The sequence below is a fragment of the Picosynechococcus sp. PCC 7003 genome (genome assembly GCF_001693255.1).
Lineage (GTDB): Bacteria > Cyanobacteriota > Cyanobacteriia > Cyanobacteriales > MRBY01 > MRBY01.
Genome location: NZ_CP016474.1, coordinates 2,734,598 through 2,758,893, shown reverse-complemented (window position 1 = coordinate 2,758,893; position 24,296 = coordinate 2,734,598). Strand labels below are relative to the sequence as shown.

General features: G+C 50.5%; 22 protein-coding genes. 13 read left to right on the top strand and 9 right to left on the bottom strand.

Features of this window, described 5'->3' with window-relative positions; genetic code table 11:
- The first annotated feature begins 17 nt into the window (after positions 1 to 17).
- The 5 genes from AWQ21_RS13055 (at position 18) to AWQ21_RS13035 (ending at position 7,232) form a co-directional block, all read left to right on the top strand.
- The gene (locus AWQ21_RS13055; RefSeq protein WP_065715354.1) at positions 18 to 1,598 is read left to right on the top strand and encodes a Na+/H+ antiporter; all 1,581 of its coding nucleotides are present in this window, start codon (positions 18 to 20) and stop codon (positions 1,596 to 1,598) included.
- A 260-nt stretch (positions 1,599 to 1,858) separates the two neighbouring features.
- The gene (locus tag AWQ21_RS13050; RefSeq protein ID WP_065714915.1) at positions 1,859 to 3,379 is read left to right on the top strand and encodes a cryptochrome/photolyase family protein; all 1,521 of its coding nucleotides are present in this window, start codon (positions 1,859 to 1,861) and stop codon (positions 3,377 to 3,379) included.
- 249 nt (positions 3,380 to 3,628) lie between these two features.
- A complete protein-coding gene (locus AWQ21_RS13045) occupies positions 3,629 to 4,099 on the top strand; it encodes a hypothetical protein (protein WP_065714914.1) in 471 nt (156 codons plus the stop codon).
- A 60-nt stretch (positions 4,100 to 4,159) separates the two neighbouring features.
- A complete protein-coding gene (locus tag AWQ21_RS13040) occupies positions 4,160 to 6,085 on the top strand; it encodes a penicillin-binding protein 2 (protein WP_065714913.1) in 1,926 nt (641 codons plus the stop codon).
- A 181-nt stretch (positions 6,086 to 6,266) separates the two neighbouring features.
- Positions 6,267 to 7,232, top strand: coding sequence for a hypothetical protein (locus AWQ21_RS13035; RefSeq protein ID WP_065714912.1), 966 nt, complete (start codon positions 6,267 to 6,269; stop codon positions 7,230 to 7,232).
- A 2-nt stretch (positions 7,233 to 7,234) separates the two neighbouring features.
- Here the strand turns inward: AWQ21_RS13035 and AWQ21_RS13030 are convergent, their stop codons facing one another.
- The 3 genes from AWQ21_RS13030 to AWQ21_RS13020 form a co-directional block, all read right to left on the bottom strand.
- Positions 7,235 to 7,915: a pantothenate kinase gene (locus tag AWQ21_RS13030; protein ID WP_071932290.1), complete on the bottom strand. Its 681-nt coding sequence runs from the start codon at positions 7,913 to 7,915 to the stop codon at positions 7,235 to 7,237.
- Positions 7,916 to 7,924: 9 nt separating this feature from the next.
- A complete protein-coding gene (locus tag AWQ21_RS13025) occupies positions 7,925 to 9,121 on the bottom strand; it encodes an HhoA/HhoB/HtrA family serine endopeptidase (RefSeq protein WP_065714911.1) in 1,197 nt (398 codons plus the stop codon).
- A 287-nt stretch (positions 9,122 to 9,408) separates the two neighbouring features.
- Positions 9,409 to 9,759: a hypothetical protein gene (locus AWQ21_RS13020; RefSeq protein ID WP_065714910.1), complete on the bottom strand. Its 351-nt coding sequence runs from the start codon at positions 9,757 to 9,759 to the stop codon at positions 9,409 to 9,411.
- Positions 9,760 to 10,067: 308 nt separating this feature from the next.
- Between AWQ21_RS13020 and AWQ21_RS13015 the strand changes: the two genes are divergently transcribed.
- A complete protein-coding gene (locus AWQ21_RS13015) occupies positions 10,068 to 10,682 on the top strand; it encodes a hypothetical protein (RefSeq protein ID WP_065714909.1) in 615 nt (204 codons plus the stop codon).
- 384 nt (positions 10,683 to 11,066) lie between these two features.
- Positions 11,067 to 12,341 carry an MgtC/SapB family protein gene (locus AWQ21_RS13010; protein WP_065714908.1) on the top strand — a complete coding sequence of 425 codons (1,275 nt, stop codon included), beginning with the start codon at positions 11,067 to 11,069 and terminating at the stop codon, positions 12,339 to 12,341.
- A 42-nt stretch (positions 12,342 to 12,383) separates the two neighbouring features.
- Here AWQ21_RS13010 and mtnA read toward each other — a convergent pair whose 3' ends face one another.
- On the bottom strand, positions 12,384 to 13,424 hold the full coding sequence (mtnA, locus tag AWQ21_RS13005; RefSeq protein WP_065715352.1) for an S-methyl-5-thioribose-1-phosphate isomerase: 1,041 nt from the start codon (positions 13,422 to 13,424) through the stop codon (positions 12,384 to 12,386).
- 163 nt (positions 13,425 to 13,587) lie between these two features.
- Between mtnA and AWQ21_RS13000 the strand changes: the two genes are divergently transcribed.
- Positions 13,588 to 13,824: a hypothetical protein gene (locus AWQ21_RS13000; RefSeq protein ID WP_065714907.1), complete on the top strand. Its 237-nt coding sequence runs from the start codon at positions 13,588 to 13,590 to the stop codon at positions 13,822 to 13,824.
- A 6-nt stretch (positions 13,825 to 13,830) separates the two neighbouring features.
- On the opposite strand, the gene AWQ21_RS12995 is transcribed toward AWQ21_RS13000, so the two are convergent.
- Positions 13,831 to 14,541 (bottom strand): 16S rRNA (uracil(1498)-N(3))-methyltransferase, encoded by a 711-nt coding sequence (locus AWQ21_RS12995; RefSeq protein ID WP_065714906.1) that lies wholly within the window; start codon positions 14,539 to 14,541, stop codon positions 13,831 to 13,833.
- Positions 14,542 to 14,690: 149 nt separating this feature from the next.
- Here AWQ21_RS12995 and AWQ21_RS12990 point away from each other — a divergent pair, with 149 nt between their 5' ends.
- Complete coding sequence (locus AWQ21_RS12990; RefSeq protein ID WP_065714905.1) at positions 14,691 to 16,073, top strand: NAD(P)/FAD-dependent oxidoreductase; 1,383 nt, start codon at positions 14,691 to 14,693, stop codon at positions 16,071 to 16,073.
- Between the two features lie 92 nt (positions 16,074 to 16,165).
- On the opposite strand, the gene AWQ21_RS12985 is transcribed toward AWQ21_RS12990, so the two are convergent.
- Both AWQ21_RS12985 and AWQ21_RS12980 read right to left on the bottom strand, forming a co-directional pair.
- A complete protein-coding gene (locus tag AWQ21_RS12985) occupies positions 16,166 to 16,573 on the bottom strand; it encodes a type II toxin-antitoxin system VapC family toxin (protein ID WP_065714904.1) in 408 nt (135 codons plus the stop codon).
- A complete protein-coding gene (locus tag AWQ21_RS12980; RefSeq protein ID WP_065714903.1) occupies positions 16,573 to 16,779 on the bottom strand; it encodes a hypothetical protein in 207 nt (68 codons plus the stop codon). Before AWQ21_RS12980 ends, AWQ21_RS12985 begins: the two co-directional genes overlap by 1 nt.
- A 148-nt stretch (positions 16,780 to 16,927) precedes the next feature.
- Between AWQ21_RS12980 and AWQ21_RS12975 the strand changes: the two genes are divergently transcribed.
- From AWQ21_RS12975 to AWQ21_RS12960, 4 genes are read left to right on the top strand one after another with little or no spacing between them, the layout of a single operon-like run.
- Complete coding sequence (locus AWQ21_RS12975; protein ID WP_065714902.1) at positions 16,928 to 19,672, top strand: DNA methyltransferase; 2,745 nt, start codon at positions 16,928 to 16,930, stop codon at positions 19,670 to 19,672.
- Positions 19,673 to 19,695: 23 nt separating this feature from the next.
- The gene (locus AWQ21_RS12970; RefSeq protein WP_065714901.1) at positions 19,696 to 19,899 is read left to right on the top strand and encodes a DUF2281 domain-containing protein; all 204 of its coding nucleotides are present in this window, start codon (positions 19,696 to 19,698) and stop codon (positions 19,897 to 19,899) included.
- Positions 19,900 to 19,922: 23 nt separating this feature from the next.
- Positions 19,923 to 20,159: a hypothetical protein gene (locus tag AWQ21_RS12965; RefSeq protein WP_065714900.1), complete on the top strand. Its 237-nt coding sequence runs from the start codon at positions 19,923 to 19,925 to the stop codon at positions 20,157 to 20,159.
- Positions 20,160 to 20,164: 5 nt separating this feature from the next.
- Complete coding sequence (locus AWQ21_RS12960) at positions 20,165 to 20,425, top strand: type II toxin-antitoxin system RelE/ParE family toxin (RefSeq protein ID WP_065714899.1); 261 nt, start codon at positions 20,165 to 20,167, stop codon at positions 20,423 to 20,425.
- 91 nt (positions 20,426 to 20,516) lie between these two features.
- Here the strand turns inward: AWQ21_RS12960 and AWQ21_RS12955 are convergent, their stop codons facing one another.
- Together AWQ21_RS12955 and AWQ21_RS12950 are read right to left on the bottom strand one after the other, a co-directional pair.
- Positions 20,517 to 22,748, bottom strand: coding sequence for a cation-translocating P-type ATPase (locus tag AWQ21_RS12955; RefSeq protein ID WP_065714898.1), 2,232 nt, complete (start codon positions 22,746 to 22,748; stop codon positions 20,517 to 20,519).
- Positions 22,749 to 22,844: 96 nt separating this feature from the next.
- Positions 22,845 to 24,284, bottom strand: coding sequence for a multicopper oxidase family protein (locus AWQ21_RS12950; protein ID WP_065714897.1), 1,440 nt, complete (start codon positions 24,282 to 24,284; stop codon positions 22,845 to 22,847).
- Between the last annotated feature and the right edge of the window lie 12 nt (positions 24,285 to 24,296).

The window sequence follows — 24,296 nt, the reverse complement described above, 5'->3', positions numbered from 1 at the left end:
TAGACATGCCTTTGGTCATGATTGTTTTAGCAGAACTTGCAGAAGCATCGATTTCAACTAACTTGCAACAGTTTGTTTTGGTTTTATCGATCTCCCTAACCGTTGCAACCTTTTCACGGATTTTTAGTTGGTTGCGCCAGATCCCCTATACCCTCCTGCTGGTGATTGTGGGACTGGGTCTGGCCTTTATTGATGTGCGTTTGGTCAATCTTTCGCCAGAGCTCATCCTCGAAATTTTCCTCCCGCCGCTCTTGTTTGAGGCTGCCTGGAATATTCGCTGGCGAGAACTTCAGAAACAATTGTTACCGATTGTTTTGTTTGCTTTGGCTGGGGTGGCGATCGCCATCTTTGGGATTGGCTTTGCCCTGAGTCAGTGGACGAACTTAGCCCTTAGTTCTGCTTTGCTTGCAGGGGCGGCCCTCTCGGCGACGGATCCAGTGTCGGTGGTGGCCTTGTTCCGGGAGTTGGGGGCCAGCAAAAAGCTCACCATGGTGATGGAAGGGGAGAGCCTCTTTAACGATGGGGTGGCGGTCGTAGCCTTTCTGTTACTGGTGGGGATTCCCCTCGGTACCCAGACGTTTTCTGTGTCGGCGACCGTGTCAACCTTCTTAGTCTTTGTGGGGGTTGGTGCTGGTTTCGGTTGTTTGATTGGTTTTGGCATTTCTTTTCTGACGCAACGGTTTGATATTCCCCTCGTGGAGCAATCTTTAACCCTGGTATCTGCCTATGGTACTTACCTTTTAACGGAGGAATTGGGCGGCTCTGGGGTTATTGCGGTGGTGACAGTGGGGATGATTTTGGGGAATTTTGGCTCGAATATTGGCATGAATCCCCGTACGCGCTTGGTTGTCTCGGAATTTTGGGATTTTCTCGCGTTTTTTGTCAATTCGATTGTGTTTCTGCTCATTGGTGATCAGGTCAATTTTGGCACCCTGGGGGAAAGCTTAGACGCGATTTTTGTGGCGATCGCCGCTGTGTTGGTGACGCGGGCCATTTCTGTTTATGGCTTGGGTTGGCTCTCGAATCAATTTAGCAATAACCCCTTGAGCTTCTCCGAACAAACGGTGTTGTGGTGGGGAGGGCTGCGGGGTTCTGTCTCCATTGCCGTGGCCTTGAGTGTGCCTGTGGTGCTCGGCGATCGCCAGGAAATTATCAACATCATTTTCGGGGTCGTGCTATTCACCCTTTTGGTGCAGGGCCTCACCACCCAGTGGGTGCTAGAAAAACTCGATCTCATTGGCGATCAACCCATCCGCCAGGAATATTCCGAGTATCTCGCCCGCCGCGTTGCCCTCAAACGAGTCTTAAACTACCTCGACCAGTTAAATCTTGCTGCCGATGTGGACGAAGAATTCTACCGGTACGAACGGGATCTCGTCGAAGGGGAATTAGAAACCATCGAAGAAAAAATTGAAAAACTCAAAGGCAGCCATCCCCAACTGCAAGAACTGGATATGAAGCAATTGCGCGATACCCTCCTGGATATTGAGGCGGACACCTATGCCGAATTTATCCGGGTGGGCCGCTTAAATAAAGATCTTTCTCCCCTACTCCAGGAGATCTTGATCAAAGCCACCGAAAAAACAATCCAGGGTTAACCCCCCTTCGCAAAACAAATCATCACAATAAACGACAGGGCCAACCCAGGACTAAGGAGGGTCGCCAGGGTTAAAAGTTCTTCGCCGGACATAAAAAATACCTGCAATTAAAGGGATTCCCCCCCACGTTAAAGGGTTTTTCTGGCGATCGCCCACGGGTTCACAGAAACTTAATTGTCTGAGTCCCGGATCATGTTGCCACAGCCATCAAAAAGCCTGTGTTAGACTCTCCAACAGCATTTTTTGGGAGAGAAAAGCCCATGACCGTCGGGATTTGGGTACTGGGGGATCAACTGTGGGCCACCCAAGCCGCCCTCCAACAACGGGAAACCCAGCGATCCACAACGCCGGTTCTGTTGATCGAAGCGGCAGACTACGCCCGCCAACGGCCCTACCATGGCCAAAAGCTGGTGTTAGTCTGGTCGGCCATGCGCCACTTTGCCCAGGAGCTAGAACAGGCTGGCTGGTCTGTCCATTATGCGATCGCCGCTGATTTCCAAACGGCTTTAATCGATTGGATCACCGCTGAAGGAATCACAGAATTGTGGGTGATGCAGCCGAGCGATCGCCCATTCGAAGCTTTTATTCAGAACTTAGACCTCCCCTGCTCCCTCAAGTTCATCCCCAATAATCATTTCCTGTGGTCGCGGGCAGAATTTCACACCTGGGCCAAGGGTCGTAAACGCCTCGTCCTCGAAGACTTTTATCGGGCTGGTCGCAAACGGTTTAAGATCCTGCTCGACGAGCAACAGCAACCCCTTGGGGGTCAATGGAACTTTGATAAGGACAACCGCAAACCTCCCAAAAAAGACTTCAATCCGCCTCAACCGCTGACCTTTGAACCAGACGCGCTGACCCAAGCCGTGATCAATCGGGTTAAAACTTTGGATCTCGTCACCTACGGGCAGCTTGAACCCTTCCGCTGGGCCGTGACCCGTACCCAAGCCCTCCAGGTTTTTGAGCATTTCCTCGCTACGGGCTTAGAAAAATTTGGCACCTTTCAGGATGCGATGGTCACGGAAGAATATACCCTCTGGCATGGTCTAATTTCGCCCTACCTCAACCTGGGTCTGTTGCATCCCTGGGAATTAATCAAAAAAGCAGAGGCAATCCGGGAACAAAAGGCGATCGCCTTAAATAATCTCGAAGGCTTTATCCGGCAAATTTTAGGCTGGCGGGAATATCTCCATGGCCTCTACCATTACGTGGACGCTGATTATGCCCAGAAAAATCATTTCAACCACCAACAACCCCTACCCGATTTTTATTGGGACAGCCGTAAAACCGATCTCAATTGCCTCAAACAGGTCTTACAACAAGTAGAACAAACGGGCTATGCCCACCACATTCAGCGGTTGATGATCCTCAGTAACTTTGCCTTGATCCTTGGGGTGAACCCCCAAGAAATCGAAGCTTGGTTCCATGCAGCTTTTATCGATGCCTACGATTGGGTGATGCAAACCAATGTGATTGGCATGGGACAGTTCGCTGACGGGGGGATCCTCGCTAGCAAGCCCTACGCTGCCTCAGCCAACTACATTAATAAAATGAGTGATTACTGTCGTGACTGTCGCTACCACAAAGGCGATCGCCACGGGGAAAATGCCTGTCCTTTCAATACCCTCTACTGGCACTTCCTCGACCGTCATCAGGGCCAACTCCGCAGCCAAGGTCGGATGAATTTAATCCTCAAAAATTTAGAACGGCTCGCTTCAGATGAATTGCAGGCAATCCGCGCCCAGGGTCAAACTTGGCAAAACCGCTTGAGGCCTACTCTATAAGAGCACGTACCATAGGCGATCGCCGCCGATTGTTCGTCACAATCATTTCTTGAAGATCATAAAAATCAGAGCGCTTTTTGGGATCTATCGATATCTTTCTTTATATTTTTTTTAGAAATAAAAGTACATCAATATTGCTTTTTTGAAAAATCAGCAAAAATCAAAAAAAAACACGGGAAAATTAATCAAGGCGCGACTACAATACCCCATAATGACAACATCTTTTGTGTGAGGCGATAGAAAGTAGATATGGCAGTTGCCCCTCGACCCTGGCAGGTTCCCCCCTCCCGTCCGCAAAAATCAAGGCCCCTCACGGTGGTAGAACCCAAAGTCCGTAGCTTGCCAGCACGGCCGAAACAGCCCTCTGTTACCCCTTTGGTGCAAACGCTCCAAATCAGCAAGCAGGTGACCCAATGGGTGGCGATCGCCGCCGTGACAACGGCAATGGGTCTGTACGCCGGGAAAGCCTATTCCCAAAAGGACTGGAGTGAAGCTTTTAGCCACCTCCTCCAACTCCAGGACTACGAGGCAGATCTCGTTGCCACCAGTGCCAGCCTCGGCGAATTTTTCCAACAGCAGGCAGAGGAACCGACCACAGAACTCGTGGAACCAACCCCAGCCCACAGTGTTTATGTGAAAACTCCAGCCCAGGTCTCTCTCCCCGCAGCGCCCCAAGATAATCTTCCCCACGTCCGCGAACAATCTCCCATTGGCTACTAATCATTGGTTTCTTGGTAGAGTATTGAGCAGATTTGCCCTTAGTAACCAGGGGTCAAACCGATGACCATGCCTTCCCCCCACTCCCATCAACAACGACGGCAACTGTATCGGCGCAAAAAACAAGCGATCCGATCTCGGCCGCCCGCACCGAAGTTGCTCCAACGGCGTTTACTCCTCATCTGGGGCATTTTTATGGTGGGCCTGTTGGGTCTGGCTATCCGGGTTTTTTACTTGCAGATCATTGACTATGACAAGCTAGGGGCGATCGCCCAGTCCCAGCACCAGATCACCCTCCGTCCCTACATTCCTCGACGCACTATCGTTGACCGTGAGGGCAATATCCTCGCCTTAGATCGCATCTCCCATACCCTCTATGCCCATCCTGTCGGTTTTCGACTGCCCCAGCAGTTAGTCGATGATCTTCCAGAGGCGATCGCCCCCACAGACCTCCCGAAGGCCGTTGCCCATTACCTCGCCCCCATTTTGGGCGATGTTTCCCCCGCAGACCTAGAGACCACATTACGCCGCCAAAAAAGCGGTATCTTGTTGCGTGCCAGCCTAGACGCCACCAAAGTTGACGACATCCGGCAATTACGCATTGATGGCTTGGAACTGGTGGAACGTTACGGTCGGTTTTATCCCCAGGGGGACGCGACTGCAGAAATTACTGGCTATGTCCAAAAAGACGACCACCTAGGTCGAGCCGGCATTGAACTCTCCCAGGAAAATTTGATCCAACGGGAGCCCATTTCCCTCAGTCTCCGGCGCAATGGCAATGGAGCGATCCTGCCGGGGGATCTCCAGGCAGAGGCGATGAAATACGACGATTGGGAATTAGAACTATCCCTTGATCTTCCCCTCCAAAAGGCCGCCCGCCAAGCCCTCCAAAAACAGATGGCTGCCTACAAAGCGAAACGGGGTGTTGTCATTGTCATGGACGCCCAATCTGGGGAACTGCTGAGCCTGGTGACAGAACCCAACTATGATCCCAACAATTACGCCCAAGTCCAACCCGAAAACTATGGTGTTTTTAAAAATTGGGCCGTCACGGATCTCTATGAACCAGGCTCAACGTTTAAACCGATTAATGTCGCCCTCGCCCTAGATGCAGGGGCCATTACCCCCAACACGTCGGTGAATGATCCTGGATCAATTCAGGTTGGTCCCCACCGGATGAAAAACTACAACGGTGCCGGAAACGGTGTGATTGATGTGGCGGGAATTTTGCGGGTCTCTAGTAACGTGGGGATGATCCGACTGATGCAAAATCTTTCCCGAGATGATTATTATGACCGACTACAAAGCCTGAGAATCACCGAACCCACAGGCATTGATCTACCGGGAGAAGTGACAGGCACCCTCAAGAGTCGTGAAAAATTTACCGCTAGCCCCGTTGAAGCGGCGGTGAATTCCTTTGGCCAAGGGTTAACCGTGACTCCCATTAAGTTGGTGCAACTCCATGGGGCGATCGCCAATGGCGGTACCCTCGTCGAACCCCATCTAGTGCGAGGCCTATTCAACAGCCAAGGGGAACCCCAAACCGTCATCCCCAAGGCGGAAATCCCCAATAGTGCCCGGCAGCTTGCCGCAACCACGACTGAACCGGAAAACCCACAAATTTTTTCCCCCGCTGTAGCCCGAACCGTACTAGACATGATGGAAACCGTTGTGGACGATGGCAGTGGCGAAAAATCAAAAATTGCTGGCTATCGGATCGGTGGGAAAACGGGCACTGCCCAAAAAGCGCGCAACGGCCAATATATTCCGGGGGCCTACATCACAAGTTTTGTCAGTATCTTTCCCATCGATAACCCCCGCTATGTGGTCTTTGCCGCTGCCGATGAACCCACAGAGCCGAATTCCTTTGGGGGGACTGTCGCCGCACCCGTCGTCCATGATGTGCTCCAAGCCCTTATTATCCGCGAAAAAATTCCCCCCACTGGCACCACGGCGGTGCCGAAAAATCCTCCGGAAACATCACCCTAAGAAAAACAAGTTGTAGCCTTCTGCAGCGCCCTGAACGCAGAAATTTCTGGAAGAAATTCTGTGTATCCCGCAATCTCTGGTTCCTTGAAGGGATACACTAATAGAGCACACAGGTTAAACTAATGTGCTGGCAGGCTTTGACCCAGGCTGCTCACCTTTATCTGCATTTTGTATCGACGCTATGAGTCCCCGCAAACTAACCGACCATGACAAAGAAGAATTACTCGTTGCCTACCGTGAGACGGCAGAAACGACTTCTACTTTGGCGGCTCGCTATGGCGTGAGCAGTTCTACCATTAGTCGCTTTCTCAAAAGTCGTCTCAGTGCCAATGAATACGAGGAATTGATCCAACGCAAACGCCTGGGTCGCGGCAACCGTGGGGCAAAATCGACCCCCGAACCGGAGCCATCGACTGCTAAAATCGTGGAAAAACCAAAGCTGGTCAAACGGGTTGAAGTAGCCCCAGAGCCCACCGATACCGCTGAGGAAACGCCACCAAAAACGGAACGGCGACGCATCAGACGTAAATCCCGTGACCTGGAGCCGGAGGCAATGCCCGACCCTGATCTGTTTGAAACAGTGGCCCTAGAGGATTCTGAGCTTGATGCTGAACCGGAGACTGCAGCCTTTGAGGAGATTGAGATTAATCCCGATCTGCTGGCCCTGGCCCAGGAAATTCAGCTAGGCGATCGCCAACAGGCCCTCAAGGAATTGTTGGGGGAAGACATTGGTGATGACGATGAATTTGACGATGAAGACGACGACGATGATGAATTTGATGATGAAGACGACGACGAAGACCTGGATGTAACCCCGGTTGCCCACTCGGAAACGGTAGAAATTTTGCCCCTCGAAGCGGCTCAGTTTCCCCGCAATTGCTATGTGGTGACGGATCGTTTGTCGGAGTTAATCGCCCGGCCGATGCGGGACTTTCAAGATTTAGGGGAAATTCCCGACGAAGAAATCACCCAAAAAACCCTCCCGATTTTTGATAATCATCGCGTCGCTAAACGGTTTATCCGGGGGCGTACCCAAAAAATCATCAAAATTCCCAATGGCGAACTTTTCCTTAAAACGAGCGGTTGTCTCGCAGCCAAGGGCATTACCCGCCTACTGCTCGATGGCAAGGTTTATCAGCTCCGTTAGGATTAGCAATTACCTCCTAAGGCCGTAAACCCGTGGAAAATAAGCCCCGGATCGTAATTTAGCGTGGGCAATTGTTGGGCCAACCAGGCCCCATCCCCGCCGGTGCTGAAGATCTGACCCTGGGGGAATTCTGCCTGCCAAGCGCGAATAAAATCTTTGACCCCAGCAAGGACTGTATAGGTAATGCCACTGGCGATCGCCCCGGCGGGATCATTGGCCCAACGTAAGGGTAGTTGAGTCGGTAAATGCACCTTCGGTAAGGCGGCGGTGTGCTGGGAAAGGCTTGTAAATTGGAGGTTTAAACCCGGTAGGATGGCCCCACCAAGCCATTGGCGATCGCCGTTGACTGCCGAAAAAGTTAAAGCCGTCCCCCCATCAATCACTAAACAGGGAAAACCATACTGTTGTCCGGCTCCTAAAACCGCCAGGGCGCGATCAATCCCCAATTGAGGATAAAGATTTTCGAGGGGAATCTCTGCCAAGGTAATGGTCTGGGCAGTGGGAAAATGACCCTGTACCCAAGCAGTTTGTTGGGGCACCACCGAGGCCACATAGCGCAACTGTTTAACGGCAGAGGGACAAGTGCCATGGGCCGTGTGGTGTACCGTTTGCAAGATATTCCCCGTAAATGCAGCCCAATGGAGCCGGGAATTGCCAATCATTAAGGCCCACCACTGATCCATAAGCGTGGCCTAACTCGGAAACTCCGCAGGTTGCACAGTTAACTGTCGCATTGTGCCCCGGCGCTTGAGATCAATGGGCAAATCCGCACCGATACTGCTCCGTTCTACGGCATCCTGGACATCAAAGGCCGTTAGCACGGGTTGCTCCCCCACCTGTTTGAGGATATCCCCCTCCTGGATATTGGCGATCGCCGCCGGAGAATCTGGGGCCACCTCAATTACCAATACCCCTGTTTCTTGGTGCAAATCAAGCTCCTCGGCCAGGGTGGGCAGGGTTTCTCGCAGTCGGTTTTTCCCTTCTCCGTCTAGTGCCAGCATCCGAATACCGAGGTAAGGGTGAGTCGCTTTCCCCTCCGTAAACAGTTGCTGGGCAATGCGTTGAGCCGTTTCGATGGGAATCGCAAACCCTAGCCCCTGGCCATCGGCGCGAATCGCTGTATTTAACCCAATCACTTCTCCTCGCACATTCAAGAGGGGGCCGCCGGAATTACCGGGGTTAATGGCTGCATCGGTTTGAATAAAACGCACCCGTTTGTCCGGGATCCCCACCTGGGCACTGGGGCGGTCGAGGGCACTGACGATGCCGACGGTGACACTGTTGTCAAAACCGAGGGGATTGCCAATGGCGATCGCCCATTCTCCTGGGGTCAGACTTGCCGCCCGGCCTAACTTTGCGGTGGGTAACCCCGTGGCCTCGATTTTAATTACGGCAATATCCGTTAGCTTATCAACGCCCATCACCTTGCCTTCAAATATCTGGCCATCCTTGAGGGTCACTTTTACCTTAGAGCTATTTCCCACCACATGGGCATTGGTCACCAGTTGGCCATTACTACTGAGAATAAAGCCGGAGCCCGTGCCCTGGGGTTGGCGATCGCCATCGAAGGTGGGTAATCCCTCTTCTAATTGAAAAAACTTCTTAAATAACGGTGTAGGTGATGCCAGGGCCTCCGGCTGATCGAGGGCATCAATGCGCACAACGGTCGGGCCAACCGTTTTCACCGCCTCGGCAATAAAGTTCACCGAATCTGAGTTGAGATCCAGCTCCGCGAGGGATTGCTCATATTGACGAAACTCACCATAGGCCTGCAAAGACGCATTCAATTGTCTCTGGAACCAATAGGCATGGCCCAAAAACCCAAGGCTTCCCCCAAGGATAAGGAAAGTCGTGTAGAGACTCCACTGACGAAAAGATTGATTTAGCATGGGTGTGAGGAGACTGGAGGCGCAAAGATAAACGCAAGCTTGCTTCTAAAATTATGGCAAAAATCTTGCTTGATTCCCCACTTTAACCAGCCCAGAAAATCTCTTTTGTTAATTGCGGTCAATTTTTAAAAAACTTTTTAAACAGTCGGATCGCAAGAACCGGAAATTTTTCCGTTGTGTGGGGCGATCTTTGGGTTCAAAAAGCGCCTCATTGCCATTCTCCCCAACAAAAAACCAGAGCCTCCTGACTCTGGCGAAATGTAAACCCCCGACAAACCGCCAAATTGTTACTGGCTGGTATGTTGGTAAACCTGGATCGAGGTACGGCTCGAACTTTGAATGTGGGACTCCTTGGGGTGGCTCGGATCGATTTGAGCGCCGGTTTGGATAATCCGTAATTGTTGTACCTGCACCTGGGCGGGTTGTCGGCTGAGATCTGAGAGCGTTGGGAGGTGGAGGTGTTTGGGTAAGCAGACACGGATCTGGGGATTGAGTTCTTGGGTATGGAGACGCCATCCCTCTGGACAGGCCATTTCTGTGGGGGTGGCGATCGCCGCCGGGGCACCAGACAACAGCACCATCAACCCCAAAAACAGACCATCCAACAACTGTATGCCAATACCTTGTGTTGATTTCATGGTTTTGCTCCATTGCAAAGGAGAATAAATTGAGAGATTAGGGACTAACCTCCACGGGGTTGTAGTGGTGGCCCCGGAGAACCTATGCAGTTCGTTTACTAGGGGGGCCGGATCGCTGCCTAATTTCCCCTGGGCTGTCGGTGGAAATTTTTGTCTTTCGTTGCAATCTCGTTGCAATCTAAAAAGCGTCTGGGGAAAACTCACTATACTAATGGAGCAGATTTTAGGGCGGCAGGAAAATCCTAAAGAGTGCGCCCAATACTGTCGTCATTGCTTGAAGTGAAGTATTACTTAGGGAGAAAGCTGCGATGTTCCAGGTTTTGCGTCGTTACCTCAGTGCCAGTGTGGGCTTTGGCTGTCTTGTGGGGCAAATGATCTGTGCGCCAGCCCAGGCAAACCCGGCGGGAATCCAGTTCCAAGGGGATGCTAATGCCGTCTTTGTGGCCCAACAGCTTGGCTTTCCTCCTGTACCCCCCAATGCTGGGATTATTGGCCCTTTTTCCGATGATCAGGGTTTAATTTATCTGGATGCCCAAGGGCGGATCAGCTATTTTTCGCCGAGTCAGGTGACGGTTTTTTTCGCTCAAATGAGCCAAAATAATGACCCACAGATTCTCTACGCCTTGACACCCACTGCCACCTACAGAATGCAAAATAATCAGGCGATCGCCGTTGACCCAAATACCATCGAAGCGGCGATTACTCCTTGGCCTTATTCGGGGGTGATGGTGAATGTTTTGATTGCCTACCTCCAGCAATACCAAGCGCAGTTAATGGCAAGTGGCGGCGTTGCGGTTTCTGCCGAACAGCAATCCTATGTCAGTTCGATGCTCCACAACACCAGCATGAATATTTTGAATAACATTGGTGGCGAAGGTTGCACTGAACATTACGAAGATGTTTACTACCTCGGCTGCTGGTAAGGTGAGTACATCCTAATGAACTACTCCAGCCTAAGAGGCATGGAGTTTCCGACGCTTCATCGCTCCTAGTTGCCTCATGCTTCCGCAATTGGTAGAGCTAGGCAGCTCTGCGTCTAAAGAGGCCAGTTCCTGACCCCTTGCCCAGGCTAAATTAACCTGAGCTACATTGATTCTCTTTAAGTGATCAATGTGGCTACTGTTATAGCATATTATTTCCACACTGGTTGGTGATTCCGCTTTGCTACATCACCGCGCTATCCTTCCCTACCCTAAAGAGAGATAGGGACTGCCGCGCTAAAGTTCAACCCTAAGCACAATCATTTTTTGTCACTGGGTTTAGGGCGGCAAACATCGCTATCGTAAAATCGCAACACATTTTTAGTAATGGGCTCCCAACTCCTCAGCCTCGTCCCGGCAGATGCCTATAAGCTTCTGGTGGTTTTATTCTTGTCGTTTCTCATTGGCCTCGAACGGGAGGAACACAAACTCAATAAGGGCTATGCCTTTGGGGGCGTGCGCACCTACCCGCTCATTGGTCTGATTGGCTATAGCGTCGCTTTTTTGGCCCAGACCCAAATGCTGGCGGTGATCGGCGGTTTGGCGGTGATTGGTGGCTTTATGATGATTTCCTATTGGCATAAGGCGAAAACATCACGGGTGGGCCTAACTTCGGAAATGGCGGGTTTGGCGACCTATATTCTGGGGGCGCTGGTCTACCATGGGCATTTTTGGGTGGCTTCTTCCTTGGCGATCGCCAGTTTGATCCTGTTGGAACTGAAGACATTTTTAGAGGGACTGGCCGAGCAGTTTTCTGAGGAGGATATTTTCACCTTCACAAAGTTCCTGTTGCTGACCATCGTCATTTTGCCAATCTTGCCCAATCAAGCCCTGACCACCTTTGATCTCAATCCCTTTAAAACTTGGCTGGTGGTGGTGGCTGTGAGTACGGTCTCCTACGGCAGTTTTCTCCTACAAAGGCTGATCAAGGGTAAAGGCAGCATTCCGCTGGCGGCCCTTTTGGGGGGAGCCTATTCTTCGACGGTGACCACCGTGGCCCTGGCGAAACGGTCTAGCGTTGATCCGGAAAATTCCCAGCGGTATGTGGGGGGAATGGTGATGGCTTCGGGGATGATGTACTGGCGCTTAATTTTGCTGTTGGAATTATTTAATGGGGCTTTGTCAGAACGGCTGATGGGTTCGTTTTTCCTGTTAGGGCTGGTAGGGGTTGTGGGGGGCTTGGCGATCGCCCTCCGGAAAAAAAATGGAACTGATCCCCAGGCGATCGCTGCGACCCATCCCCAGGGAAACCCCTTGGAACTAAAGGCCGCCTTTAGTTTTGCGCTGCTGTTTGTGGTGATCTCCCTCTTGACCCGTTACATCGTTGATTATTTAGGCGATCGCGGTGTGTACTCCTTTGCGGCAATCATGGGGATCACCGATGTAGACCCCTTTATTCTGAGCTTGACCCAGTCGGCGGGCCAGTCCTTGTCCTTACCCCTAGCCAGTATTTCGATTCTGATTGCGACGGCCAGTAACAATGCAGTCAAAGGGATCTATGCCCGCTCCTTTGGCGATCGCCAAACGGGACAACAAAGTTTGTATTTTTTGCTGGGCTTTAGTGTGTTGGGATTATTACCCATTTTGACCCAGCTTTTTTGATAGTGATCTTCCCCTCTTGGGAAAGGATAGAGGGGTGGGTTTTTAGCCCTTGAGATTAATCAACTGGTCGGGAGCTACTGCCCCTTTTTCCGTGATGATCGCCGTGATCAGGTGGGCCGGGGTCACATCAAAGGCCGGATTATAAAACTGCACCCCTTCTGGGCAAATGCGCGTGTCGCCAATTTGATAGACTTCCTGGGGATCGCGCTCTTCAATGGGAATTTGCTTACCGTCGCTGAGGGAAAAATCTACTGTCGATAGGGGCGCCGCCACAAAGAAAGGCACATTATGGGCCTTCGCGACGATCGCCAAACTGTAGGTGCCAATCTTATTCGCCGCATCCCCGTTGGCCGTAATCCGGTCGGCCCCCACCACCACCGCATCGATGCGCCCTTGCTGCATACAATGGGCGGCCATGTTGTCACAGATTTGGGTGACGGGAATCCCTTCCTGGACACATTCCCAGGTGGTGAGCTTCGAGCCTTGGAGCCGGGGTCGGGTTTCGTCGGCGTAGACCATGGCCAACCGGTTTTCCCGCCAGGCTGAGCGAATCACGCCTAAAGCTGTGCCATAACCCGCTGTAGCTAAACCACCCGCATTGCAATGGGTGAGGATCGTTAACTTTTCGGGGGTTTCGGGGAGAACCGCTAACCCCTGGTCACCGATCGCCTGGCAGGTGGCGAGGTCTTCATCGTGGATCGCCTTGGCGGTATTAAGAATCAAGTTTTGCAACTCAGGAATACTACCAGTCGCCCCTTGCACCGTTGCCATCACCCGATCAATGGCCCAAAAGAGGTTGACTGCGGTGGGTCTGGTTTGCCGGAGGGTTTCGGCGATCGCCTCTAACTTTTCAAGGAAAATGGTGCGGTCCGTGGTTTGGATTTCCTTCGCCCCCAGGTATAGACCATAGGCAGCAGAAACCCCAATGGCAGGCGCTCCCCGGACAATCATCGTGCGGATCGCCTCAGCCATGGCCTGGTAGGTTTTAATTTCGACGACTTTACAGGCGAGGGGGAGCAGGGTTTGATCCACGAGGAGGACGCGGTCTTCTTGCCAAACGATGGGGTTAATGGAGTTGCTCATTAAACTGGGAAAATTCCAACGGTGAAAAATCTTCCCTATTGTGGCCTGAGGGAGGACGAAAAAAAATACATTCGGTAAATTTCCGAGGCGATCGCCTTGCATCTCCGCTACCATGGCCATGTAAGGTAACTAAAACCCCCTAACGGCTTGGAGAAGCGGGAAAATGAGTGAATTCGCTGATTTTATAAGCATCATGCACGATGACCTTGGCGAACATTATCAACGCATCATGATGACCTACAAGGGTAATATCAGCCCCGATACGGCTTTTCAGGCGGCGGCCATGCTCACAGCCGCCCAGAGCAATGCCACCTACACCAGCCAACTCCAGGGGGAGATCGAGTCCCTCCGCAAAACCTTGATCGCCATCGAAAAATCCCGCCGGGACTCCCAAAGTTAAGTCAGCTTAGTTTTTGGGGCGACAGTAACTATTCACCAGGGCGATCGCCGTAATCGAAGCCGTCACTGCCCGTAAGATAGAGCTTCCCAAGGAAACCACCGGAATATTTTTGGCGATCGCCTGTTGGATTTCTGTCTCTGTCCAGCCCCCCTCCGGCCCGATCAGTACCGTAATTTCTGGCGGGAGATTTGGCGGTAAAACATCCAGAAGATGCCATGATTTTTCCCGTGCGCCACAGAGATAGGTTTGCTCTGGCGAAAGGTTTTCTAAAAGCGTTAAAAAAGGTTGTGGTGTTTCAATTTTCGGCACAATTGCCCGTTCCGATTGTTCTGCGGCTTCGGTGGCAATTTTGCGCCAGCGTTTTAACTTATTTTCACTCGGTTTTAAAATTGTCCGCGCAGAAATCACCGGATAGATCTGCGTTACTCCTAATTCTGTACAGCAACGCACCACTTCATCAAAGCCATTTTTCGGCAGCGCTGCCACTAATTTCACCGGAATCGGACATTCTGTTTGGAGGGGCTGGGATTCTATTAGTTGAATTTCCTCAGTCTCGGTCAACTCCCCCACCCAAGCTTGACCTAAGCCATTTAACACAATCAGGCGATCGCCCGCGCGCAACCGTAACACACTTAGCAGATAATGCCGTTGTTCTGCCGTTAAATTAACCCTAGAAAGATCAGCAAATTGCGCCTCAGAAACCACCAAACGCTGCATTAAATTAACCGTCTCCGCGCCACTTTTTCAGGCAATAGCACCATTGAAATCTCACCTTTTATCTCTTTGGGTAGATTTCTGTTAGTATTCTTACCTAACACAGGCCGATTGAAATAAAAGTTTATATTCTCCCCAACCCCAGCGAACCCATGGTCAATACGCAACTCCCCAATCTCACCCCCAAGACAGATAAGCATAAAGTGGTGATTCTCGGTGGTGGTTTTGGTGGCCTCTATGCCGCGAAAACCCTCGGTAAATACGAGGCTGCCGTGGATGTCACCCTGATCGACAAACGCAATTTCCACCTGTTTCAACCCCTGCTGTACCAAGTGGCAACGGGTACCCTGTCCCCTGCGGATATCGCTTCGCCTTTGCGCGGCGTCCTCAGCGGCAACAAAAACACCCATGTGCTCCTCGATGAAGTGGTCGATATCGACCCCGACAGCAAAACGGTGGTGATGAACGAAGGGATCGTCAACTATGACAGTTTGATCGTCGCTACGGGGGTCAGCCACCACTACTTTGGGAATGACCATTGGAAACCCTACGCACCGGGCCTGAAAACCGTTGAAGATGCCCTCGAAATTCGCCATCGCATTTTTATGGCCTTTGAGGCAGCCGAAAAGGAAACAGACCCCGCTCTGCAACAGGCTTGGTTGACCTTTGTGATCATTGGGGGTGGCCCCACGGGGGTAGAACTCGCCGGGGCGATCGCCGAAATTGCCTACAGCGTTCTGAAAAAAGATTTCCGTAAAATTGATACTACCCGCGCCCGGATTATTCTCCTAGAAGGGATGGATCGAGTCTTGCCCCCCTACGATCCGAGTTTGTCGGCGAAGGCGCAAAAATCCCTGGAAAATCTAGGGGTGCAGGTACAAACCAAGAGCCTCGTCACGAACATCGAAGACCACCTCGTCACCTTTAAACAGGGCGATGAGCAGCTTGAAATTGCCGCAAAAACCATTGTCTGGGCCGCTGGGGTTAAAGCGTCTGGCATGAGTAAAGTCCTCGAAGACCGTTTAGGAGCGACCCTAGACCGGGCCGGTCGCGTCATTGTCGAGCCGAATCTAAGCGTTGCCGGTTATCCCGATGTATTTGTCATTGGGGACTTGGCAAACTTCCCCCACCAAAATGAACGGCCTTTGCCTGGGGTGGCGCCGGTGGCGATGCAAGAAGGAGAATATGTGGCAAAACTGATCAAACAACGGGTCAATGGTCAGGAGATGGCCCCCTTCCGTTATATGGAATTGGGTAGCCTGGCCGTGATTGGGCAAAATGCCGCCGTTGTGGATCTGGGTTTTGTGAAATTCTCTGGCTTCCTGGCCTGGTTAATCTGGATCTTTGCCCACGTTTACTACCTAATCGAGTTTGATAACAAGATGGTGGTGATGCTCCAGTGGGGTTGGAACTACGTCACTAGAGGTCGGGGCGCTCGCCTGATTACCGGAGAAAAAGATCTCGTCTCTGGATTCAAGCTCTACCAAGAAGCTGCGGATAAAGAAACGAAGGTCAACATCAAAGTAGAAGCCTAAAGTCAGATTGAATAGCGCATTTTATTGAAATCTCCCCTGCGAAATCGCTGGTTTACAGAAATTTTGTGGGGGATTTATGATGCAATCTTTTTTCAGGGATGCCAAAAACCAATATCTTCAAAAAAGCCGAGATCTCTGTAATCAATTGTCCAAACCCTCGCTTGCATTTGTTTTGCTAAGACCAGCACAGAAGCATCTTCTAAACTGCCTCGCCATTGGGGTGAACGAAGGCTGAGTTCGTAAATCTCTTGAAAATCCGTTGGAGAAATAGTCTGAATGACTGTATTGGCCTGCAAAGTTGTCAAAAGGAATTGAGCCGCTTGGATTGACTCACGGCGTGAAACGAATTTGTAAACCTCAAAAACAATCGGTAAAGGGGTAATGATTTCCCCAAAAACTTTTGGGATTTGGGTAAAGCCGGCTTGAGCTAGCTCATGATATCGATCCTGGTGAGAAACGAGAGCAATTAGTGGGCCTGCATCGATTACCAGTCGTTCCATCAACGCTCCAAGGGATTCGTTGAAGCATCTACAGGGGCATTACGAACTAGGCCTGCTAAATCTAGTAAACCCTGGCCGTTCCGGGGACGTAGCTTATCTCTGAGGGCGCTCTGGACGAGGCTAGAGGCATTTTCTTCGGGGTGAGTTTGGAGGTATTGATCAAGCTGCTGCCACAGCTCATCCGGGATGTACAGTGTTTTTTTCATGGGTGCTTAACTCAAACTGCAGGGTATGACTTTCATCATACTTGCCTAAAATCAATTGTGTCAGTGCTTTTTGGGTGGATGGTGTTGGGGCGGGACGATACTATGGAGGAATCTTTGTATCGTTTTTTTGTTGTAGGCTGAGTGACCGATGGCAGTAACCCGTGATTCTCTCCAGGCATTTGTGGATTACTGCAAGGCGTATATCCAAGGGGATGAGAAGTCAGAGGCGCAGACATTTTTAACGCGATTTTTTCAAGCGTTTGGCCATGTGGGGATCAAGGAAGTTGGGGCTGAGTTTGAGGAGCGGGTCAAAAAAGCGAGCAAGAAGGATAAAACGGGTTTTGCAGATTTGGTTTGGTCGCCCGCCCCTGGGGTAAAGGGGATCGTGGTGGAGATGAAAAAGCGGGGCACGGATCTGGCGCTGCATTATTCCCAGCTTGAAAAATATTGGCTGCGGCTGACCCCGAAACCACGCTATTCGATCCTCTGCAATTTTGATGAGTTTTGGGTCTATGACTTTAACAACCAAGTCGATGAGCCTGTAGACCGGGTGAAGTTAGAGGATCTCCCCCATCGGGCGGGGACGTTCTCATTTATGGAGATTGGCGGTCGGGAACCCGTCTTTCGCAACAATCAGGTCGAGGTAACGGAACGCACAGCTAAACGCATGGGGGAATTTTATCGGCTGGTGCGATCGCGAGGCGAAAAGGAAAAATTTGTTTATTTCACGGAAACGCAACTGCAACGGTTTACCCTGCAATGTGTCCTAGCGATGTTCGCTGAAGACCGGAACCTTCTGCCACGGGATCTGTTTGTGGGGTTGGTGCAGGACTGTTTAGCGGGGCGGGACAATGCCTATGATGCGTTTAGTGGGTTGTTTCGGGCGATGGATCAGCCGGGGATCGTGCCCCAGGGTCGCTATCAGGGGGTGGACTATTTTAATGGGGGCTTGTTTGGTGAGATTCAGCCAATTCCCTTGGAAAAGAGCGAGTTAGAAATTCTGGATGTTTGTGCGCGGGATGATTGGGCGAATATCCGGCCCTCGATTTTTGGGAATATTTTTGAGAGTGCCATTGATGCGGATGAGCGCCATGCCAGGGGGATTCATTACACCTCTGAGAAAGATATTCGGCAGATTGTGCGACCGACGATCGCCGACTATTGGGAAGGAAAAATCGACCAAGCGACGACCTACGAAGATCTCGAAAAACTGAAGCAGGAATTACGGGAATATCGGGTGTTGGATCCGGCGTGCGGTTCGGGAAATTTCCTTTATGTGGCCTATCAGGAGTTGAAGCGGCTTGAACGGGTTTTGCTGAATAAAATCTATGAGCGGCGGAAGCGGTTCCAGGGGGACGCTTTACAGCAGGAAGAACTGGGGATTGTGACGCCATTGCAGTTTTTTGGGATGGATACAAATCCGTTTGCGGTGCAGTTGGCGCGGGTGACGATGATGATCGCCCGGAAGATTGCGATTGATAAGTTTGGGTTGAATGAGCCTGCTTTGCCGTTGGATTCTTTGGATCAAAATATTGTCTGCAAGGATGCGCTATTTAATGACTGGCCGAAGGCTGACGCGATCATCGGCAATCCGCCTTTTCTTGGTGGTAAACACGCCCGATTAGCTCTGGGTGATGAATATATGGAGCGGGTTTTTAAAAAATTTGCTGATGTCAAAGATTCAGTGGATTTTTGTAGTTATTGGTTTCGGAAAGCCCACGATCAACTGGATGGAAACGGTCGGGCTGGTTTAGTTGGCACAAATTCCATTAGCCAAGGGAAAAGCCGCACAGCCTCTTTGGAATATATTGTGCAAAATGGCGGGTTTATTCACGAAGCAGTTTCAACACAACCCTGGTCAGGGGAAGCAAATGTTCATGTCAGCTTAGTGAATTGGGCAAAGCAAGCACCAAAACATTATCTTTTGGATAATCGAGAAGTCAAAAGTATCAATAGCTCTTTGACAGAGCTTTTTGATGTCAGTCAAGCCTTTAGAATTGAACAAAATAAGGATTTTGCTTTTCAAGGTGTAATTCCTGTCGGGAAAGATTTTTATATTAAGCCAGAAATCGCAAAAGCTTGGATTAAACAAAATTCAGTCAATAGACAAGTTTTAAAGTGGTCAGTTTCAGCAGGAGATTTGACAGACAAAGTGAACGGTGAACCAAGCCGCTGGATTATTGATTTTAATGATTTATCTTTAGAAGATGCTAGTAATTACAAATTACCGTTCAATCATCTCAAGGAATTTGTAAAACCCGTGCGCGATACAAATCGACGACAAACAACGCGAGAAAATTGGTGGCAATTTGGAGAAAAACGCCCTGCAATGCGTCAAGCAATCGAGCTACTAGCTCTTTACTTTGCAGTTCCAAGACATTCTAAATGGTTTATTTTTATTCCTTGTAAATTAGATTGGCTTCCTGCTGACTCAACAACTGTTGTGGCTTCGGATGATTTTTATGTGTTGGGAATTTTGACATCAGATGTTCATCGCCAATGGGTCAAAGCCCAAAGCTCAACCCTAAAAGGTGATACCCGTTACACCCACAACACTTGTTTTGAAACTTTTCCCTTTCCCCAGATGGCGAGTGCAAAACTCACCCAACAGATCCGCCAAGCGATGATCAACCTCCACGAATATCGCAGCGCCCAAATGGAAGCCAAACAATGGGGGATTACCAAACTTTACAACGCCTTTTTCGATGAACCCGCCAGCCAACTCCATAAACTCCACAAACAGCTTGATGCCCTTGTTCTCAAAGCCTATGGCTTCAAAAAAGACGATGACATCCTCGAAAAACTTTTAGAGTTGAACCTCGCCCTGGCCGAAAAAGAAAAAAATGGCGAAAATATAGTTGGCCCCTGGGCGATCGATAACCCACCAAAATAAATCAGAACCACGAGCATCGACCCATGACAGAAAGAGAACAACTGATCCAAGAAATCGAAAAACTGCCAGACTATTTAGTCCATAAAATTCTGGAAATCTTACTCGAAGAAAAACAAGAAAAATCAAATATTGACCAGTCAAAGAAATTACGTCCTTTTGGACTGTGTGAAGGAGAATTTATTGTTCCTGACGACTTTGATGAGCCATTGAGCAAAAATATCATTTAATTATTTTAGAATTCACAAAAATCATGACCTCACTACAGATCTCAGCCGAATCTTTACAGGGCATTTCTGCCCTTGCTGCACAACTAAATCTTTCTGTCGATGATTTTTTCAAACAAATTATTCAAGGCAAATTAGCTATTATCGATGCCGAAGAATTAGAAGATTTATTAGATATTCATGATGCGATTGAAGCCGAAGCCAACCCAGAAAATCAAGAACGTGTTTCTTTAGAAACTGTCAAACAAGAACTAGGACTTTAGGAATTATGGCTGGCTATAGCATTGAGTTCTTGAAGACTGCTCAAAAAGAACTCTCTAAATTGCCCAAAGGTACTCAGAAGCGCATCATTGAAAAAATTGAAGCCCTGATCAATAATCCGTATCCACCAGATACCAAAAAACTTAAAAATGGTAATGGTCGCTTTCGGATTAGAGTAGGAAATTACCGCATTATCTATAGAATTGAAAACGAAAAGCTCATTATTCTGATCATTAAAATTGGACATCGCCGAGAAATTTACCAATAATCTACGAAAGGCGATCGCCTTTTTACAGGATGCCTAAAAAGCCCCCCAGCCCCCAATTTGGGGGAGATTTATCGACTTTATAAATGACCTTTTAAAGCCGTTGACTAACTTTTTTCAAACGTAGAGCATTCGTCACCACCGAAACAGAACTAAAGGCCATGGCCGCCCCAGCGATCATCGGGTTCAGGAAAATTCCCCAAGCACTAAGAATCCCCGCAGCAATGGGAATACTGGCGACATTGTAGAAGAAGGCGAAAAAGAGATTTTGTTTGATATTGCGGAGGGTGGCGCGGCTCAGTTTGATCGCCGTTAAAATCCCTTCTAAATCCCCAGAAATGAGGGTGAGATCACTGGCGGCGATCGCCACATCGGTTCCCGTCCCAATGGCAATGCCTAAATCCGCCTGGGCCAGGGCTGGAGCGTCGTTAATGCCATCCCCCACCATGGCGACGATTTCCCGCTGACTTTGGAATTGTTGCACCACAGCGGCCTTTTGGTCGGGACGTACTTCCGCCTGTACCTGATCAATACCTACCTGTTTGGCGATCGCCTCGGCGGTGCGGGGATTATCTCCGGTGAGCAGAACAACCTTCAGACCCAGTTTTTGCAACTGTTTCACCACACTGGCACTGGTGGGTTTAAGCTGGTCAGCCAAGGCAATAATACCTGCGAGTTGCTGATCAATGGCGACCCAAATCACCGTTTTCCCTTCGTTTTGCCAGGCTGTTGCTTGGGATTGGAGCGGCTCAGAATCAATGCCCAGATCCCGTAACCATTGGGCGGTGCCAATGTAGATCGATTGTTGATTAATCGTGGCCTGTACCCCTTGCCCCGTTTGAGATTGGAAATTTTCTAGGGGCACGAGGGGCACATTTTTCGCCTGGGCGTGCTGAAAGATCGCTTCCCCCAAAGGATGTTCCGAAGACTGTTCCACGCTGGCAACCCAAGACCACAGTTGCGCTTCGTCAATGAGGCTGTGGCAGTTGGTGACGCTGGGTTTCCCCTGGGTGAGGGTGCCCGTTTTATCGAGAACAATGGTACTGAGATGGGCCGCAAGTTCGAGGCTCTGGGCATCTTTGATCAAAATTCCATGCTGGGCACCAACCCCCGTGCCGACCATAATCGAGGTAGGCGTTGCTAACCCCAGGGCGCAGGGACAAGCAATAATCAACACACTCACTAAAGTCGTGATCGCTAAAGAAAGATTACCGGCGATCGCCCAAATACTAAAAGTAATCAAGGCAATCATCAGCACTGCGGGCACAAACCAAGCCGTGACCTGATCCGCCAACTTTTGGATCGGTGCTTTGCTTCCCTGGGCCTCCTGGACGAGGCGAATAATTTGCGCCAAGACCGTGTCTTCCCCCACATGGGTGGCTTTCAGGATCAAGCGACCCGTTTTATTTAAGGTGGAACCAATGACGCGATCGCCAACGGTTTTTTCCACGGGCAGCGATTCCCCCGTCACCAAAGCTTCATCGAGGGTGGAATCTCCTTCTAAAATTTCGCCATCCACCGGAATTTTTTCCCCCGGTCGGATTAAAAGGCGATCGCCAACCTGCACTTCTTCTACAGGAATATCAAAGGTTCCTTCGCCCCACAGCACCCGCGCTGTTTTTACCTGTAGGCCCATGAGTTCGCGAATTGCCGCCGCCGTTTTCCCCCTCGCCCGCCGCTCTAAAAAGCGCCCCAGGAGGATCAGCGTAATAATCACCGCCGCACTTTCAAAATACACATCCCCAGTCAAACCCCAAGCTTGGAACTGCGTTGCAAACACCGTTGCCAGCACCGAATAGCCATAGGCCACCCCCGTCCCCAGGGCCACCAAGGTATTCATGTCGGCGGTGCGATTTTTGAGACTTTTCCAGGCCCCCGTAAAAAAGCCCTGGCCCGGCCAGACCATGATTGGCGTCGTCAAAGCCCACTGCAACCAGGGGCTATGCCACCAATGGGCGATCCCCGGAATGTCCGTCCCCAGCATCATTGGTAAACTGCCCACCACCAATACCGTACTTAAGATTCCCGCTAACCAGACCTTGTGGGCTAATTTGCGCAGTTGCCGCGCCTGTTCCCGTTCCTGTTGGTCTAACTGACTTTGGCGATCGCCTTTCATGAGGGGAATCGCTTCATAGCCCGCATCGCTGACTACCTGTTGGAGGGTTTCTCCGTTAACCTGGGTGCCGTCAAATTCGACCCTTAACTGCTCGGCGGCAAAATTCACTTGGGCCGTTTGTACCCCTGCGGTTTTCTGAAGGGCGGTTTCGATGGTAGTGGCACAGGCAGCGCAGCCCATCCCTTTGATCTGGAACTGGCGGGTTTCCATGGGGGCGTTTCCTCGATGATCCAATAACTAATCTCAGGGTAAAAGCTCTAGTACGCTGGAGAGTCAAGGCCAAAATTTCACATTTTATGAAGTAGGTTATGAAGCGGGTAGAATTTCCAATTGGCCCATCATGCCAAGGTCTTCATGATCGAGAATATGGCAGTGGTAAACCGTTTTGCCGCTGAAATCCCGGAAAGCCATTCTAATTTTGACCGTTTCCCCGACCCGCACCAGTACCGTATCCGCCCAGGCGATATTTTCTTCCGGCACCCCGTTACGACTTACCACCTGGAACCCATTCACATGGACATGGAAGGGGTGATCCATTGTGCCCGTATTCACAATTTCCCAATCCTCCACATCGTTCAAGCGGACGGTGGTTTGGGGTTGATCCCGGTAGGCTTCCCCATTGATCAAAAAAGCCATTCCTTGTCCTGGTACCATGCCATGGTTCAGGGTAAAACGACGGGTTCGGCTCGGCTCCGGTAAAGGTTCAACGGGAATTAATTGGGCAGGAATTTGCACCGGGGCGAAGGTTTGAGCGCTGGGGGTAAAATCGGCGATCGCCACGGTTGCATTGTTGTATTGCTGGCCCATCATCCCCATTTGGGCGCGTTGATAAGGAAGGTTGAGTAAATGGATCGGCGTTTTCGGTAGATCCTGGGTTTTGATGAGCACCTCCGCCCGTTGACCTGGGGTTAAAAGTAATTCGTCCCGCTCCATGGGTTGAGAAAAAGCACCACCATCTCCGGCAATTTGGATAAGTTTTTGGCCATAGAGTTGCAGACGATAGAACCGCGAGGGGGACGCATTCAGCAACCGTAAGCGCACCAGGTCTTTGGTGACAGCAATTTCTGGGTGGAATAGACTATTGACCGTAATCAGATCCCCTTCTCGACCGGCCATCAAATTCATCGGTGAGCCCATCATCCCTTGAGATTGGCGATCGCGGTTAAAATCCTGGAGAACAAAAAATTCCTCTTGGGCAGCGCGGATCTCTGGCAGCTCATCCAAGTCTCCCCGCACAACGATTAGCCCAGCCAACCCCTGAAATAATTGCTCGGCAACAAAACCATGGTGGTGGGGGTGATACCAGTAAGTTCCTGCCCGCTGTTGGGGGTGAATCTCCAGTTCGTAGTGAAAAGTTTCCCCTGGTGCGATGTGGAGGAACACATTATCTTGGTTGCCTTCTGGGGAAAGGTGCAGTCCGTGGAAGTGCAGATTTGTCGGTTGATCGAGGCTATTTTTAAAGTGAATCGTCAGGTGATCGCCCGGTCTGACTTCCATGCGGGGGCCAGGGATTTGACCGTTATAGGTCATCATGTTGCGGGCCAGTTCTCCTCCCAGCAAGACGTTTTCGTAACGGGCCTCTAGGTTAATTTCTAGGGAACCCCCCTCACTGCGATAAATCTCCGATGCTGTTGCCGCCAAAGGGCTAGAGGTTTTTCCCGTCAGAAAATTGCGCCCCTGCCAAAGTAAGGCTCCCGTTGCTCCCAAGGCCGTTAAACCGAGAAATTGCCGCCGCTTTATGGCCATCACCTGAATCTC